The organism is Peribacillus frigoritolerans, from assembly GCF_001636405.1.
Taxonomy (GTDB): Bacteria; Bacillota; Bacilli; order Bacillales; family DSM-1321; genus Peribacillus; species Peribacillus frigoritolerans.
In genome coordinates this window covers 4,372,136-4,389,085 of record NZ_KV440950.1, presented here as the reverse complement: position 1 = coordinate 4,389,085, position 16,950 = coordinate 4,372,136, and the positions used below count along the sequence as shown (strand labels likewise).

Genomic DNA, 16,950 nt, shown 5'->3' with positions numbered 1-16,950 from the left:
GTTTATTATATTTGTTGAATATTGATGACTGATGGCGAATGGGGTGGAGAAAATGAAACCAATGTGTAAATGGTTGATGACAGGTATGTGCATATTCCTGATTCAACCGCCAGTTCATGCGCAAGGCATGAACGAAACCAGGCAGGTAGCATTAGAAAATAAAGAATTGCCTGCGAGCGTACCGCGTTTTGTTTTTGATTCGGGGTTGAAATTCGACTATCCGGATGCTGTACGCGGAATATATGTGACAGGGCCTGCTGCGGGTGGCAATAAACTGAATGAACTTATCAAATATGTAGATGAAACCGATTTGAATGCGATGGTCATTGACATTAAGGATGACAAGGGGAACGTAACGTATAAAACGGAAGATCCCGACTCTCCATATGCTGGGATTGGTAAAGACTACATAAAAAACCCAAAGGCAATGCTGAAAAAATTTGAGGATAAACAGATTTATCCGATTGCAAGGGTTGTCGTCTTTAAAGACTCCCTTTTGGCCAAAGAGAAACCTGAGTTGTCTTTTTTAGATGGTGAAAAGGTATGGAAGAATGGTCGAGGGGAAGCCTTCGTTAACCCATTCTTAAAAGAGGTGTGGGATTATAATGTCGGTATTGCCATTGAAGCGGCAAAGATGGGTTTTAAAGAAATTCAATTTGACTATGTCCGTTTTCCCGAAGGATTCGAAAATAAAGAAGATGATTTGAAATATGATGTCGGTGAATATGATGAAGCGAAAATGAGTCATACAGCCAAAAGGGTTCAGGCAGTTACGGATTTCGTAAGTTATGCGAGGAAGCAACTGGAGCCATACGATGTCGAAGTTTCGGTGGATATTTTTGGATATGCTGCTACATTGCCTGAAGCTCCCGGAATTGGGCAAAACTTCACAAAAATCTCTGAGAATGTTGATGTAATTTCCTCGATGATCTATCCGAGCCACTGGACATCTTATTTTGGTATCGAAAAGCCTGATTTGGAGCCTTATAATCTCGTTAAGGAATATGCGAAATTGGAGAACGGGAAGCTGAAGGAATTAAAAACACCACCTACTTCAAGGCCTTGGCTGCAAGATTTTACTGCCTCATATTTAGGTGATGGTAATTACCAAAGGTATGGTAAGGAAGAAGTGGAAGCCCAAATAAAAGCATTGAATGATAATGGTATTGATGAATACTTATTGTGGAATGCAGCAAATCGATATACAAAGGGAGTAGACTATACCCCATGAAAAAAAGGATGACCTAGGAAGTTCCTTCCGGTCATCCAAATTCTCTCTGAATTACCGCTTTTTATTCCCGCCAACTTGACTCCACCCTGACTGAATTCGTTTCGATTGATCGAAAATATGAGAGTGACGTTTCCCGCCAAACCATTTTTCGCCGATGCCATTCGTCACAACGCCATTCACAGCCGTAATGCCAATAACGCAAGCGGCGACTAAAAAAAAGTCCAAAAAGTAGCTGATCATCAAAACCCTCCTAATATTTTCAAGCTATTCAAGTTCCATTGTAGTGGATAAGAAAAAATCTGGAAAGTATAAACTAGCAAATGAGGAGATTAAATTATGAATTGGTATGAAAAGCTAAACCAGTATTTCCCTATTGAAGAAATGAAGTCAAAAGAACACATAGAAGTTCTTTTAGAAGATAAGCAGGAAATATATAAAAAAGATGAAGGTCCCGACCATGTTTTATTATATGTGGAAGGGGACGAGTTTATATTCGTTGATTACCTTTTCGTATCAAAGAAATCAAGGGGGCAGGGACTTGGTAGGAAATTAATTCAAAAATTGCAAAAAAAGCAGAAAACGATCTTGCTGGAAGTAGAACCAGTACAAGAAAATGATGATGATACATTTAAAAGGCTGAAATTTTATAAAAGGGAAGGATTCAAGCACGCCTCTTCGATTTCCTACAGCAGAAAATCGCTTGCCACCAAGGAGAATACGCCTATGGAAATCTTGTATTGGCCGGCAAATCCATCTATTGATGAAGAAGATGTATTTGATTTCATGAAAGAGATTTATTCTGAAATCCATACTTACAAAGATGATGATCTTTATGGGAAATCTTATCAAGATGTAGATGATGTACTTAGCTTGAATGCAGGTCAGGAAGCCGATATTTTTAAAGAGATGGAAGTTTGAGTAAAAAGGGCCGGTTGTTAACCGGCCCTTTTTAGTTTGTCGAGATCATGTTTTTTAAAAGGATAATTTGGTTAATATTCAATAAAGTCATATTGGATGTAACCTCCAATATATTGAGAATTTGCGACACACCTGCCGAGATGCTGGCTAGTCGAGACCCTGCAGACGCTTGCGTAGAGGAGGCATGGCAGACAGTCGGCGGAAAGGGAGCGGGTATCTGGAATCAACTGGAACGAAATTTTAAGAAAAAACTGTAGGCAAGACTCACCCGAATCAAATTTAAGACTAGGTGATCCTTGATGTTTTTACTGTAATCCTTAAAGGATGGAAGAAATATGCGACACTCCTGCCGAGATGCTGGCTAGTAAAGACCCCGCAGACGCTAGCGTCGAGGAGGCTTGGCAGACAGTCGGCGGAAAGGGAGCGGATTTCTGGAATCAACTGGATCGTTTTTTAGACTGAAGACTAACTGTATTTTATTGGCATATTCTGCAGGGAAATGAATATCCATAACTTCTTGGATGGTAGATTACTCCCTTATTGCGGACTCTTTCGAATTACCTTTTTCACTTTTGGAAATATATGTGCTAAAAGAATGGTTTTTCTTGTAAAAGGAGGAATTTGCTTTTTATTAAAGAAAATATATTAACATGATCTTGTTTATTGACAAGGATTGGGGGTAAATAAAATAACGAGATAATTAAATAATCATGTGGGCCGAATTGAGAGTTAAATGAGAATGGCAGGTATGTTTTTTCAATTAGAAAATGTGGTCTTAATGTATTACATAAAAAAATGAAATAGCTATAGTACAGCTTGAACAGGAAGTTTTAAAGGATTTTTTCAAATATCAAAAAGGGTATTCATTTTAAAAAAATTAGTGTATAATAAGGAACATGAAATACTTATTTAAAATTATTTCAAATTAGAGTGGTACTTATGAATACTAATAGTAGATTTCCCCTCATAGATCACCGATTCTATATTTAGGGAGTGTGAGTAAGCATGGTAACATTATATACATCACCTAGTTGTACTTCATGCAGAAAAGCAAAAGCATGGTTAGAGGAACATGAGATTGGATATAAAGAAAGAAACATTTTTTCAGAACCGTTAACGATTGATGAGATTAAAGAAATTCTTCGAATGACAGAAGATGGAACCGATGAAATCATTTCAACACGGTCAAAAACTTTCCAAAAGTTAAACGTAAATTTAGAGAGCCTGCCTCTTCAAGAATTATATAAATTGATCAAGGAGAATCCTGGACTGTTGAGACGTCCAATTATCCTTGACGAGAAACGGCTTCAAGTTGGTTATAATGAAGATGAGATAAGACGATTTTTACCACGTAAAGTTCGTACCTTCCAATTACGGGAAGCACAACGTATGGTCAACTAATAAGGTCTTTCAAGCTCTGCCAGGAAATGTGCAGGGCTTTTTCTTTATACATATCCGATTTTCCGCTGATTTTTTTAACTTAATGACGGGGAACATAACAGGAATGATAGGCGACAGCGGTCGTTTCTTAGCTGCAACAGGTCCCTTGAACCGGTCATCATTTAAAGAAAAAATAAGAATGCAGCTCATCATGCCATGTATATAATATGACATTGACGGCAGTAAGAGTGAAATTTAATAAAGCATTATGATAGTTGCATGCGGATGTATTTTTTTATAGAATGAATGGAATATTAGGCAAACAATTGTTTTTTAGATAAGTAATGTTTTTTATTTCCCTTCTTCAAGGTTTTGTCATAAAATGATGTAAAATAGTCTGTTTTAATGACTATCATGATTTACAGTATTCACTTACGGGTAAAGAGCTTTTAAGAGCAATTTTCGCTTGGGGGTTATTATCCCTTCAAAATGAGAAAGGAAGGGAGAGGGGAATCATGGAAATCGAACGCATTAATGACGATACAGTAAAATTTTATATTTCCTATATAGATATTGAGGAAAGAGGCTTTGATCGCGAAGAAATTTGGTACAGCCGCGAGCGAAGTGAGGAACTTTTTTGGGAAATGATGGATGAAGTGCATCAGGAAGAAGAATTCATGATTGAAGGACCTTTATGGATTCAAGTTCAAGCCCTTGAAAAAGGCTTGGAAGTTTTGGTCACAAAAGCCCAGCTTGCCAAAGATGGTCAGAAACTCGAGCTGCCTCTTTCAGATGATAAGTTAAGGGATTTGAATGTATCAGACAAGATGGATACGCTTCTTGATCAACATTTTCATGGTAAAGATGAAGAAAGCGGTATGACATTCGAAGATGGCATGATTGAATTCATCACGACTTTCGAGGATTTCGAAGATGTCATTTCATTAAGCAAACGTCATGGCTTGGATGATTGGACGACTAAACTTTATGTTTATCAGAATAAATATTATCTTTATATCGAATTTTCCGAAGCGGAGATTGATGAGGAAGAAATCGATAATGTTCTAAGTCTTTTATTGGAATATAGCCAGGAGTCGCCTATAACGGTGCACATGCTTGAAGAGTACGGAAAGATAGTTATCGAAAATGATGTATTCACAACGGTCGATAAATATTTCGCATAGACTGTTGAGGCCGATTTCAGTAGAAATCGGCCTTTTCGTCTAAGGGGGGTTTTTTAGTGTTCCTGTGTTTGTTAATTGGAGGGAGTCTAGGTGAAGAATATAGTTGGCATCGGTCTGCTTATTCTCATGTTGGTCAGCACTTGGCATTTTCTATTAAATGGCGTTGATGGCGGGCTGATTTTTTATTCTAGCCTTATTTTGACCATTTTCCTGGTGATAATTGGATTCAACATTTTCCTCGAAAATCGAGATCCCATCCAGACCATAACATGGCTTGTTATTTTTTGCGCTTTCCCATTCATCGGTTTCATTTTTTACTTTTTGTTTGGCCGTAATTTTCGGAAAGATAGGATATTTCGCAAGAAGTACTTTTTGGATAAACAGACTTTCGTGAAAATAAACGGCGAAGCGGGATATAATGAACGAATTAAGGAAATGGGCGAGCACCCTCAGCAGTTAATCACTCTTGCAAATAGGCTGGGGAATAGCCCTGTATCATTTACGACCGAAACCAGGGTTTTACGGAATGGTGAGGAGACATTTTCCAATATCATCGAAGAATTAAAAAAAGCAAGACATCATATTCATTTAGAATATTATATTGTTAGGGATGACCGCATTGGCGGACTGCTAAAAGACATCTTGATACAAAAAGTAAAAGAAGGGGTAAAGGTCCGTTTTCTCTATGATGCGGTTGGTTCCTGGAAGTTAGCTCGATCTTATATCGATGAACTGAAGAATGCGGGAGCCGAAATGGTGGCCTTTGGTCCGTTGCATCTCCCTTTATTAAATAATAAATTCAACTTTCGCAACCATCGTAAAATAATTGTAATAGATGGCTCTGTCGGTTTCATCGGCGGCCTCAATATAGGGGATGAATATTTGGGACAAGACCAGAAATTCGGTTCTTGGCGGGATACGCATCTCATCATAAAGGGGGAAGCGGTCAGGACGTTACAGCTCATATTTCTGCAGGATTGGTATTATAGCACCAACAATAGTTTTTTAAGCGATGAATACCTCATGCCCGGAATGCCGAACCATCACGGATATGGCGGAGTTCAATTGATTGGCGGAGGGCCGGATAGTGAATGGACGATCATTAAAAGTATTTTTTTTAAGATGATCACTTCAGCAGAAAAGTCCGTCTGGATTGCCTCCCCGTATTTCGTTCCTGATGACAATATCTTACAAGCATTGAAGGTGGCTGCTTTAAGTGGTTTGGATGTCAGGCTTCTCGTCCCGAAGAACCCCGATAAACGTATCGTATTTCATGCTTCGAGAACTTATTTTCCCGAATTGCTTGCTTCTGGAGTTCGTATATTTCAATATAATGAAGGCTTTATGCATAGTAAAATCATCATAGTGGATGACCAAATGGCATCAATTGGGACAACCAATATCGATATGAGAAGCTTTCACCTGAATTTCGAAGTCAATGCATTTCTTTACCGGACGGAAAGTGCTCAGCAGCTGGTGAATGATTACATGGAAGATATAAAGGTATCCAAGGAAGTGGAGATTGATGAGTTTTCCAAACGGAATTTCGGTTTGAAATTATTGGAGTCCACATGCCGATTGCTTTCACCCCTTCTTTAGATAGTAACTCTCTTTTATGCCGATCAGGCATTTTTTTTTTCACATTAAAAGGAATCCTAAGCAAACCAGGCGAATGTAGTGGGTGAGGAGGAGATGTATGCTAACTGCGATAAATAAAGATGGGACTTGGATTACCCTCCCTGAAAAGATACCGGCAAACATGATTGATGACTGGAGAAAGTCAGCAGATTATTACTGTCCATGCTGCAAGATGGAATTGACCATCAAAGCGGGCAGTGTAAGGGGTCCGCATTTCGCCCATAAAAATAGTTCTTCATGCCGTGCTTCTTCAGAACCGGAATCCGCCTATCATTTAATGGGAAAAAGAAAACTGTTTCAGTGGTTTTTATCACATGGTTATCAAGTGGATCTAGAAGCCTACCTTCCCGAAATTAAGAAAAGGACTGATATTTTAGTGAGGATAGGAGGTAATCGTTATGCGATAGAATTTCAATGCTCAGTTATCCCCGAGGTGGAATTCATGGAAAGGTCAAGAGCCTATCAAAGCATAGGCATTAAACCAATCTGGATCCTCGCTGCAAAAAGCTTAAAAAGGAAAAGCTTTTATGAATTCAGTATATCCCGCTTCCAATGGCTCTTCGTCACCGGCAGCTTCCATCATCCGTTTCTTTGGATGTATTGCCCGGAAACTGATCATTTATCAGTATTGAAGAACCTCACTCCTTTTACCCCTAGAACCGTCTTTGCCGAATTGACAACAGCTTCTCTAAAGCTCCTTCCCCCTAGTCGGGCATTGCCCCAAAACTGCTTTCGTTTCCCCTTTTTGCCTGTATGGAGATATAAACGAAATGGCTGGTCGCTACATCGAGTGAAAACAGCACGCAGATGCGATCCTTTTTTCGAAGCCCTATATTTACATCATATTTCACCTGCGACACTTCCAATTGAAGTGGGTGTTCCCGTCAGAGGGATGCTGTTGATCGAAACTGCCTCAATCGAATGGCAGGCATGGTTATACATGGATGCGTTTCAAGAGAAAAGAACAGGGGAAAAGATTTATATGGCTGATATTATCCGCATTTTTAGAAAGCGTTCAAAAAAAGGGGAAATAAAGTTCAGACCGTTGCCATTGCTTCATGAAAAAGCCATCGAGTACCCTATAGATCAATATATCATGCTTTTGGAGCAATTGGGTTATCTATCAAAGCTGGAAGAAGGGGTTTTTATAGTTGAAAAGGAATTTCCCCTTCCCTTCACCAGTGATCAAGCTCAAATTTTGGAAAAAGATTTCTATGATAAGCATAAATTGATGATGGAAAAGGGGAATATCCAGTATAATCAGTGATAACATCTCAATTTATCTTGAATTCAGATGAAATGGCAGGATTATTTTTGTAAATGGAGAAATAGTAATAAGAACTGGGAATTAAACAGAATGAAGCATTGCAGTGTTCAATCCGGTTTAATGAGTTAGCCCAATGGCAAGTTTCTATAGAATGGGGAGGAATTTTTATGGTACAGGAAACAAAAACGAATACATTACCTTCAAGAAGTGAAATAGCTCCTGAAGATACGTGGAGACTGGAAGATATCTTCGCAACCGAGGAAGATTGGGAAGCTGCCTTCAAAGCGGTAAAGGAAGACCTCAAGAAAGCGGAGGCGCATAAAGGGACGTTGGGAGAAAGCGCAGAAAAGCTATTTGCGGCCCTCCAACTTCAAGATGAGGTTTTCGAGAAGCTAGGGAAAGTTTATTCTTATTCACACATGCGCAATGATCAAGATACAACCAATCCATTTTATCAAGGGATGGAGGATCGGGCAAAAGCTTTATACGCACAGGCAGCGGCTGCGTTTTCATATATGGTTCCTGAACTATTGAGTATTGACGAAAGTAAAGTGGAAGGGTTTTTGGAAGAAAAAGAAGAATTGAAATTATATAAACATTCTTTAGAGGAAATTAATCTTCAGAGACCCCATATCCTATCAGCAGAACAGGAAGAACTATTGGCACAGGCATCAGAAGTACTCGATGCATCGGGTAATACTTTCGGTATGCTTAACAATGCCGATCTAAAATTCCCGACCATCAAGGATGAAGAGGGAAATGAAGTGGAAATTACTCACGGAAGGTATATCAGATTTCTTGAGAGTGAAGATCGCCGTGTACGTGAGGAGGCATTTAAAGGGGTATACAGCAAGTACGGGGAGTTCCGTAATACATTTGCTTCAACCCTGTCAGGTGAGGTGAAAAACCACAACTTCAATGCCACGGTTCGAAAATATGATTCAGCACGCCAAGCGGCGTTAAGTAATAATAACATTCCGGAGACCGTATACGATAATCTCGTTAAAACGGTCAACGACAACTTGCCATTACTGCACCGTTATCTTGATTTACGTAAAAAGGTGCTGGAATTAGATGAACTTCATATGTATGATTTATTCACTCCTCTTGTTAAAGAAGTGAAGATGGAAGTGACATATGACGAGGCCAAAGATTATGTCCTTAAAGGTCTTGCTCCGCTAGGGGAGGACTATTTGAACGTTTTGAAAGAGGGATTTGAAAACCGTTGGGTCGATGTGCATGAGAACAAAGGGAAACGAAGCGGTGCCTATTCTTCGGGGACATACGGGACGAACCCTTATATTCTAATGAACTGGCAAAATAACGTCAATAACTTATTCACGCTCGTTCATGAGTTTGGGCATTCGGTCCATAGCTACTATACACGTAAACATCAGCCATATCCATACGGGAATTATTCAATATTTGTAGCGGAAGTTGCATCCACTTGTAATGAAAACCTGTTGAATGATTATTTACTGAATTCGATCGAAGATGAAAAGAAACGCATCTATTTACTGAACCATTACCTGGAAGGCTTCCGTGGCACATTGTTCCGACAAACGATGTTTGCAGAGTTTGAACATACCATTCATTTAAAAGCTCAAAATGGGGAAGCGTTGACGGCGGATATGCTTACTAAGGAATATTATGGGCTGAACAAGAAATACTTTGGCGAGAACGTGACCATAGATGAAGAAATTGGTTTGGAATGGGCTCGTATTCCACACTTCTACTATAATTACTATGTTTATCAATATGCAACTGGAATCAGTGCAGCAACAGCATTGAGCAAGCAAATCCTTGAAGAAGGAGAGCCTGCTGTCAAAAGGTATCTGGAGTTCTTGAAATCAGGAAGTTCCGATTATCCGATTGAAGTACTCAAAAAGGCCGGCGTCGATATGACAAAAGCCGAGCCTGTACAAGAAGCCATGAATGTATTCGAAGAAAAATTAAATGAGTTGGAAGAACTTTTGAATAAATAGGATGTGGATAGGACCCGAACACTTCGGGTCCTTTTCATTTTTATCTGGATGTCCGTCATAATCCTTTAAAACGATTTCTCTGATTTAAGCTATGAAGAATTATGAACAAAACAAAAAATAAAATAGGGGAGGTAAAATACAGAGGAATGAGGTCCATGATACCGAGTAGCTGGACAAATAGCGACCCTATCAAGAGTATGAGTAGAATAAAGCCTTTCAATTTGGTCACCTCCAACCTGGCAGCAGTAAAAACTCATCTGCTCATTATTAGATAGTATGTTTTAGAATAAGCAGTATTCTAAGAATATGACAATAATGTGAAGTTGCGCACAAAGTTCTTGCAAATAAGGTGTGTAATCTGCTATAGTACAGATATAGAAGTTATCACATCCCAAACATATACCCCTTTGTTTGTTCGTCGTGAAATTTCTCCTATCCCCTTAATCGTATAAATAGGTGAAAACCCCAGCAAATTTCGTGATTTGCCGGGGTTTTTCATGTGCATGAAATATAATGGTACCGGTAGTAATAAAAGTTGAACGTAAGCTGAATGAATAAAAAGAAATGTTTAGTTATTATTGTGACACATTTCACAAATGGACTCAATCCCATACTAAATCAGCTATCAAAACACGTATGGCCTAAAAATTAAAACCGTCTCTTATTTAGCTATATATACTAGAAAGGATAATAAAAGACAAAAAATATATATTGTGAACAATTTGTGAAAAGTTACACATATGGTTGAAACATAAATGGGTTATCTGTTATATTATATATTGTGAAGTGAATCACAAACAAACTTATACCCCTTTGTTTGATCGTGAAAAATTTCTCCCATCCCCTTATTTCTTATAATAAAAAAAACCATGCAATCTTTTGATTTGCATGGTTTTTCCTTTTTAATATATAACAAAGAAGCAGTCAAATTCATTACTGTTTCTTTGTGTATCTCCAAAACGTTCCGTATTTAGCAGGAATTTTCTCTGCCAACTGTTTTAAAACAAGCTTTTTCATTTCCAACTCAACGGTATTCTTACTCATATTATAAACCGTTTCAATCTCCTTTGTGGCCACTAGTTTGAAACAGCTTAGAAATTCTTCGAGAGAGGGAGGGGGTGCGGGGGCTGGAAGACCATTCAGCATATCTTCTAAAATTTGAACATATACCTCGTAAGAATAGACACCTGAAACCTTTATTCCCTCTTCTTCAATATTTTGATTGAAAAAGACAAGGGAAGGTATTTCAGTCACTTCCATTTCACTTGTGATTTTCATGTCACATTGAAAGCCTTTTGCTGCACTGGAAGAATTGATGTCATAAAGGAATTCCTCCACATCCAAACCGACCATTTTGGCACATTCGGTCAAGACCTCGATATTGGATATATCCTTTTTACCTATGAATACATATTCTTGAAGCTGCCTTAAAAAACGAATGGCCAATTTACGGCCCTGCAGTTCCGCTGCCTTTATTGCGATGGAAGCTGTATATGGAGAAGAGATTGGGTTTTCAGACCAAAGGCTCCCGTCGCAGGACATTCCCGAGCGGCTGGCTGTCTTTTCCCAAACTTGAGCAAGGTTTTCATAATTTTTATTTTTCCCCATATTAAGAGAATCGATTTTACCGCTTAAAACATGGCGTAAACTGAACAGTTGGCCATATTCTATCTGTAATTTCCTAATAATTGGTTCTAAGCCCCAGCATTCGGGACAAAGCGGATCAACAAAAACATAAATTTCAATTGGCTTTTTTCCTATTTCATAGCAATGCTGCGTCTTGATCCAATCGGAAATATTGAAAACTGGTTTTTGTGCGCTCAACTGTCTTCTCCTTTCCCGTCAGTTCCGGATGTATTGATCATATGCTGTGCCGTCAAATAGAGGCGGTGATAGAAAAACTCCCTAATCTCACCTTCAAGGCCAACTTCGTCCATGGCTTGATACATGCATGAGAGCCATGCTTTCGCACGTTCTGGTGTAATTTCAAATGGTATATGTCGAGCCCGCAACATAGGATGGCCATGCTCTTCGGTATATAAAGAGGGACCGCCTAAATATTGAGTCATAAATTGTTTTTGCTTACGGACCGTTTCAGTTAAATCGTCAGGGAATATTGGCTGCAGATCCGGGTGTTGACTAACGTTGGAGTAAAACACATCAATTAATTTGTGTAATTGCCCTTCTCCAATTAATTCATATGGTGTAGGGTTCCCTTGCATCATGTTGATTACTCCTTTTAAAGAAAGATGGTTGATATTTAATCATATTTTATCAATGACGTACTGATATAACAAATATATAGCTTAAAGAAAATTTTACATCTGTAGTATGACACAGGGAAATGATCGAAGATGACAGCATTTGAGGAGCTTTACCATTTGTTCAAGGTGCGTGGAAGAAGCAAATATAGACATGAAAAAACTGACCCATAATAAATAAACTGGGTCAGCTTGCTTTAGCTTGAAAATGTGCCATAAACTTTTTGGACATAGTTCTGAGTTTCTTTAAAAGGAGGGATGCCGTTATATTTATCGACATTTCCTGGCCCAGCATTATATGCAGCAAGGGCAACCTGAATGTCCCCGTCATAACGAGCCATCATTTGACTTAAATATTTACTCCCGCCCATGATGTTTTGTTCTGGATCGGTTGCATCATCCACCCCAAGGCTTTTTGCAGTTGCTGGCATTAACTGCATAAGGCCGGTTGCACCCGCATAACTGGTGGCTTCAGGGTTGAAGTTCGATTCTTGTTTAATGACAGACTTAATCAGTTTTTCCGGGAGATTATATAAACTTGCCGCCTGGCTGATGATATGATCATAGTTTGTTGCGTTTCCGCTGCTCTGATTGTTATCATGGGCAGCGGAAATCGGGTTGATGTTCGATGTCAGGCCGATGGGTTGAAGAAAGGACTTCTTCGCTTCCGTTTCCACATTGGATAATAAGGAACCCAATGTCTGCGAAGCGCCTTCTAGAGCATCACCTGAAACCAATGCCGAGAGCATGTCCTGGAAAACGGATCGAGATGAATTTGTATTTTTGATGTTGCCGTTCGTGAATTGCTGGATTGCCTGCAATTCCATAAACGTTTTGAAATCTTGGATTTTCAAACTCTCCACCTCCGAATGGGTTCAAACAGGATTATTTTTGGAATTTGGCACGATAAAACCTCTTAACCTTATTTTCGGTTTCCCTTACCGGAATTTTAAGGGTTTCAAGGAGGGTCAGGAAGTTTTTTTTCCCGGCTTTTGCATCCGACACTTCATATTCAAGCTCAAAGTCTTCCTGATTCAAATACGAACTATGGTCTAAAACGAGCAGACCCTCTTTGTAAGGAAATTCAAAACGGTCTGTCTGTAGTGTCCCAAAGCAGGTAAAGTCTTTTGGATCAATTCCGCACTCGAGGATAAGATGTCGGATCTCGCCATCAGGGAATATGTTATGTTTCAGGAAGCCATATGCGATTTCTTCAGGAATATCTTGATTCGTTTCCAATAATCCTTCTTTAGCGGGCTGTTTTAAAGTCAGCTCGTATCGCCCATTTTTCTCCCTGATCCTAAGTGCAGAGTCTTGCTGTTTCAAAGAGAATCCAAGTGTATCGAAGTAATGGTTTTTCTGTGTTTTAAAGTTCGATGCCCCGACATGAAAGTATTCGATCAGTTGACGAAATTCTTTTTCGCTTAAGAGGTTTTTAAATTCAATTTCAATATGCTGGTTCATGTGTCCCATCCTTTTTCGCTGATTCTTAGGTTAATCATATAAGAACCATTCCAGCTGTCAAATTGAATTCAATAATTTTTTGCTATTGTACTTGAATTTTTAGGAATCAATTGCAGGATATGATAAAATATAAACGTTGAGCACGAGAATTGGTCAATCGTATATATAGAAATTTAATACATATTCTTTGCTAGAGAAAGATTTAATAGGATCCAGTGGTGAATTGGCATAAAGTCATTTGGCTGCTGGGTTTAGGAGAGCGTTCTGCCCATACCAGAGTTGAACAGGCGCTTTTTAGATAGATATAGGTGGTGTGGCAATGGAGAGTTGGGACGATTTCTTGGCGCCTTATACTCAGGCTGTCGAAGAATTGAAGGTTAAGCTAAAGGGTTTACGGAAACAGTTTGAGAGAGAGAATATTCACTCACCGATCGAATTTGTAACAGGCAGGGTAAAGCCGATTGTCAGCATATTGGATAAGGCGAGCCTAAAGGACATTCCCATTGATAAATTGGGAACTGAGATCCAGGATATTGCAGGGCTTCGCATGATGTGCCAGTTCGTGGATGATATCGAACAGGTGGTTGAACTTTTACGAGGTCGAAATGACTTCGAGATAGTCGAGGAGAGGAATTATATTTCCCATAAAAAAGCTAGCGGCTATCGTTCTTATCATGTTGTAATCCGCTATCCGGTCCAGACGATCCATGGTGAAAAGAATATCCTTGCCGAAATTCAAATCAGGACTCTTGCGATGAATTTTTGGGCGACGATTGAACATTCTTTAAATTATAAATATAAAGGCATTTTCCCGGAAGATATTCAACTGCGACTCAAACGTGCAGCTGAAGCGGCCTTCCTGCTTGATGCAGAGATGTCGCAAATCCGTACGGAAATCCAGGAAGCACAGCGTCTTTTTTCCCGGAAGAAAGATTCTTGAACAAATAAATGGGTAAACGAGAAGAAATCTAAATTGAAGGTGGGATTACATGAAATTTGCGATTACGTCAAAAGGAGATGCGAAATCGAATACTTTAATGCAAAGGATGCGAACGTATCTTCAGGACTTTCATTTGGAATATGACGAAGATCAGCCGGATATTGTCATTTCTGTCGGTGGTGATGGCACTTTATTATATGCTTTTCACCGTTATAAGAATCGATTGGATAAAACCGCCTTTGTTGGAGTACATACAGGACATCTTGGGTTTTATGCAGATTGGACCCCTGATGAAATTGAAAAATTGGTGATAGCTTTAGCGAAAACCCCATTTCAAATAGTGGAATATCCACTGCTCGAAACGATTGTCCGTTATCAGCATGGAGGACGGGAAAACAGATTTTTGGCTTTGAATGAATCGACAGTCAAAAGTGTTGAAGGGACGCTCGTAATGGACGTTGAAATACGCGGCCAGCATTTCGAGACGTTCCGTGGAGATGGTTTATGCATTGCGACGCCATCTGGAAGCACGGCGTATAATAAGGCGCTTGGCGGGGCCATCGTCCATCCATCAATCGATGCCATCCAGATTACCGAATTGGCATCCATTAATAACCGGGTGTTTAGAACGGTAGGATCTCCACTTCTGCTGCCGGCACATCATACATGTATGTTCAGGCCGGTAAATGCGGTCAATTTTCAAATTACGGTCGACCATTTGTCCCTGCTTCAGGAAAATGTAAAGTCGATACAGTGCCGGGTGGCAGATGAAAAGATCCGATTTGCCAGATTCCGCCCTTTTCCTTTCTGGAAAAGAGTGCATGATTCATTTATTGCTAATTAAGGAGATAGACTCACCTCATGTCAAATCAAAACTTTTCTTTGACCTGGTCGGTTTCTGAAGAGGATTCTGGCTCTTTATTGCGAGAGTTTCTCAGCAAATGCGATATTTCAAAACGAGCATTAACGGATATTAAATTTAAAGGTGGATATATCCGGTTGAACGGCGAAGAAGTAACCGTAAGGGAACGGATTGAAACAGGTGACACCGTCACCGTCATATTCCCGCCGGAGCAGGCAAGCGAAGGCCTTTTACCGGAACCGATCCCCCTGAATGTCAGGTATGAAGATGAGTTTGTATTGGTGGTGGCCAAGCCCCCTTTCATGAATACCATTCCTTCCCGCGAGCATCCCAACGGCAGTCTGGCGAATGGCTTGGCGGGTTATTATAGGAAGACGGGAGTACAGGCGACGATCCATATAGTTACACGTCTTGACCGGGACACATCAGGTCTGGTTTTAATTGCCAAGCACCGGCATATCCATCACCTATTAAGTGAACAGCAAAAATCAGGACAGGTTAAACGGAGATACCAAGCCATAGCTGAGGGGATCGTTGAAGGACCTGTAGGAGAGATAGTGGCGCCAATCGGACGAAAATCGACCAGCATCATCGAACGGGAAGTTAGGGAGGATGGCCGGCATGCCTGTACCCTATTTAAGGTATTGGCACACACAGAGTCCCATACATTCCTTGATTTGGAACTCCAAACAGGGCGTACACATCAAATCAGGGTCCATATGGCTCATATTGGTCACCCGCTGGCTGGTGATGATTTATATGGAGGGAACAGGAGAGGTATACCTCGCCAAGCCCTGCATTGTTTTGAGCTGAAATTTTTACATCCTTTCACAAAGAAGATGATGTTGTTTCAAGAAGAGTTGCCAGAAGATATGTCCCGTTTGCTCGATGGAAGTAAAGGATGGGATTCCTGATTTTTTAACGGGGCACATTAAAACGAACGATTCAGGATTTTGAAAAAAATCATGGACGCAAAAAAACTCACCAAGATGGCGAGTTTTTTTGGTTAATCAAAAGATGTCCTGAATTTTTCCGCTATATATGGCATGGTTGAAGGCACTTCTTGAAGATCCATTTCGGGATAACGGACAGCCGTCAGTTTTCCACCGAAGACGCAGCCTGTATCAATATTGTATGTATGATTGACTTGTCTAGCTTCAGGGACAGGTGTGTGGCCATATACGATCCAAGATTCCCCTTTGTATGATTTGGCCCAGTCTTTCCTGACCGGAGACCCATCCGGATGTTTGGAGCCATTTATATCACCATAGAGGACAAAGGTTTTTACTTTACTGCTATATTGACCAATATAGTCACTGCGAATTCCTGCATGGGCAATGATCAATCGCCCTTCATCCATGATTTGATAAAGTGGGGAGCGTTCATATAGATCCATGAATTTTTTTCGGATTTTCTTCTGCTCCCGACTGTTCAGTGATTCATATTCAGCTACAGTAGTTTCTAAACCGTGTGATATTTGTACTTTATTGCCTGAAAAATAACGATACAATTTATTGCAGTGGTTACCTGGGGCATACCTTGCTATATTTTGGTTAATGACTAGTTCATGGACAACCTCGATTACTTGAAGGGAATTGGGGCCGCGATCGGTTAAATCCCCTACAAAGCCGAGAATCCTTCCAGAGGGATGTACAGGAATCCCAGTCTCCCATGTATAGCCCATTTTTTCGGTCAGCTGCCTGAATTCAGCGAAACATCCATGAATGTCCCCTATGATATCGATGTTCATTTGACACATCCTTTGTTTGTTTTGTATATGTTTATGGTATTAGTATAGTATTATTTAAAAAATAAAATAT

The 16,950-nt window shown here is 39.8% G+C and carries 17 protein-coding genes; 10 read left to right on the top strand and 7 right to left on the bottom strand.

Going from position 1 to position 16,950, the window contains the following annotated elements:
* Positions 1-85 precede the first annotated feature (85 nt).
* Positions 86-1,231, top strand: coding sequence for a putative glycoside hydrolase (locus tag A6755_RS20725; protein WP_063592641.1), 1,146 nt, complete (start codon positions 86-88; stop codon positions 1,229-1,231).
* Positions 1,232-1,282: 51 nt separating this feature from the next.
* On the opposite strand, the gene A6755_RS20720 is transcribed toward A6755_RS20725, so the two are convergent.
* Positions 1,283-1,471 carry a hypothetical protein gene (locus A6755_RS20720; protein WP_034314508.1) on the bottom strand — a complete coding sequence of 63 codons (189 nt, stop codon included), beginning with the start codon at positions 1,469-1,471 and terminating at the stop codon, positions 1,283-1,285.
* A 96-nt stretch (positions 1,472-1,567) separates the two neighbouring features.
* On the opposite strand from A6755_RS20720, the gene A6755_RS20715 reads away from it, so the two are divergent.
* From A6755_RS20715 to pepF, 6 genes are all read left to right on the top strand, one after another.
* Entirely contained in the window at positions 1,568-2,149 is a 582-nt protein-coding gene (locus A6755_RS20715; RefSeq protein ID WP_034314505.1) for a GNAT family N-acetyltransferase, read from the top strand.
* Positions 2,150-3,154: 1,005 nt separating this feature from the next.
* Positions 3,155-3,550 carry a transcriptional regulator SpxA gene (spxA, locus tag A6755_RS20705; protein WP_034314502.1) on the top strand — a complete coding sequence of 132 codons (396 nt, stop codon included), beginning with the start codon at positions 3,155-3,157 and terminating at the stop codon, positions 3,548-3,550.
* A gap of 494 nt (positions 3,551-4,044) precedes the next feature.
* A complete protein-coding gene (gene mecA, locus A6755_RS20700) occupies positions 4,045-4,713 on the top strand; it encodes an adaptor protein MecA (protein WP_034314498.1) in 669 nt (222 codons plus the stop codon).
* Positions 4,714-4,803: 90 nt separating this feature from the next.
* Positions 4,804-6,312: a cardiolipin synthase gene (gene cls / locus A6755_RS20695; protein ID WP_063591817.1), complete on the top strand. Its 1,509-nt coding sequence runs from the start codon at positions 4,804-4,806 to the stop codon at positions 6,310-6,312.
* Between the two features lie 97 nt (positions 6,313-6,409).
* Positions 6,410-7,618, top strand: coding sequence for a competence protein CoiA (locus A6755_RS20690; protein WP_063591816.1), 1,209 nt, complete (start codon positions 6,410-6,412; stop codon positions 7,616-7,618).
* Between the two features lie 167 nt (positions 7,619-7,785).
* Positions 7,786-9,603, top strand: coding sequence for an oligoendopeptidase F (pepF, locus tag A6755_RS20685; RefSeq protein WP_063591815.1), 1,818 nt, complete (start codon positions 7,786-7,788; stop codon positions 9,601-9,603).
* A gap of 55 nt (positions 9,604-9,658) precedes the next feature.
* On the opposite strand, the gene A6755_RS28450 is transcribed toward pepF, so the two are convergent.
* From A6755_RS28450 to A6755_RS20665, 5 genes are all read right to left on the bottom strand, one after another.
* On the bottom strand, positions 9,659-9,832 hold the full coding sequence (locus A6755_RS28450; protein WP_048686550.1) for a hypothetical protein: 174 nt from the start codon (positions 9,830-9,832) through the stop codon (positions 9,659-9,661).
* 704 nt (positions 9,833-10,536) lie between these two features.
* The gene (locus tag A6755_RS20680) at positions 10,537-11,427 is read right to left on the bottom strand and encodes a ClpXP adapter SpxH family protein (RefSeq protein WP_084738008.1); all 891 of its coding nucleotides are present in this window, start codon (positions 11,425-11,427) and stop codon (positions 10,537-10,539) included.
* Positions 11,424-11,828, bottom strand: coding sequence for a globin domain-containing protein (locus A6755_RS20675; RefSeq protein ID WP_053534150.1), 405 nt, complete (start codon positions 11,826-11,828; stop codon positions 11,424-11,426). Before A6755_RS20675 ends, A6755_RS20680 begins: the two co-directional genes overlap by 4 nt.
* 233 nt (positions 11,829-12,061) lie before the next feature.
* Positions 12,062-12,727: a lytic transglycosylase domain-containing protein gene (locus A6755_RS20670; protein ID WP_343929448.1), complete on the bottom strand. Its 666-nt coding sequence runs from the start codon at positions 12,725-12,727 to the stop codon at positions 12,062-12,064.
* Between the two features lie 22 nt (positions 12,728-12,749).
* The gene (locus tag A6755_RS20665; RefSeq protein ID WP_034314487.1) at positions 12,750-13,328 is read right to left on the bottom strand and encodes a CYTH domain-containing protein; all 579 of its coding nucleotides are present in this window, start codon (positions 13,326-13,328) and stop codon (positions 12,750-12,752) included.
* Positions 13,329-13,647: 319 nt separating this feature from the next.
* Between A6755_RS20665 and yjbM the strand changes: the two genes are divergently transcribed.
* Genes yjbM through A6755_RS20650 form a run of 3 tightly spaced genes read left to right on the top strand, consistent with a single transcriptional unit; the run spans position 13,648 to position 16,044 of the window.
* Positions 13,648-14,268 (top strand): GTP diphosphokinase, encoded by a 621-nt coding sequence (yjbM, locus tag A6755_RS20660; protein WP_034314484.1) that lies wholly within the window; start codon positions 13,648-13,650, stop codon positions 14,266-14,268.
* A gap of 49 nt (positions 14,269-14,317) precedes the next feature.
* A complete protein-coding gene (locus A6755_RS20655) occupies positions 14,318-15,112 on the top strand; it encodes an NAD kinase (protein WP_034314482.1) in 795 nt (264 codons plus the stop codon).
* Positions 15,113-15,129: 17 nt separating this feature from the next.
* Positions 15,130-16,044: an RluA family pseudouridine synthase gene (locus A6755_RS20650; RefSeq protein ID WP_063591814.1), complete on the top strand. Its 915-nt coding sequence runs from the start codon at positions 15,130-15,132 to the stop codon at positions 16,042-16,044.
* A 92-nt stretch (positions 16,045-16,136) separates the two neighbouring features.
* Here A6755_RS20650 and prpE read toward each other — a convergent pair whose 3' ends face one another.
* Positions 16,137-16,880: a bis(5'-nucleosyl)-tetraphosphatase PrpE gene (gene prpE, locus A6755_RS20645; protein ID WP_063591813.1), complete on the bottom strand. Its 744-nt coding sequence runs from the start codon at positions 16,878-16,880 to the stop codon at positions 16,137-16,139.
* Positions 16,881-16,950: the final 70 nt, after the last annotated feature.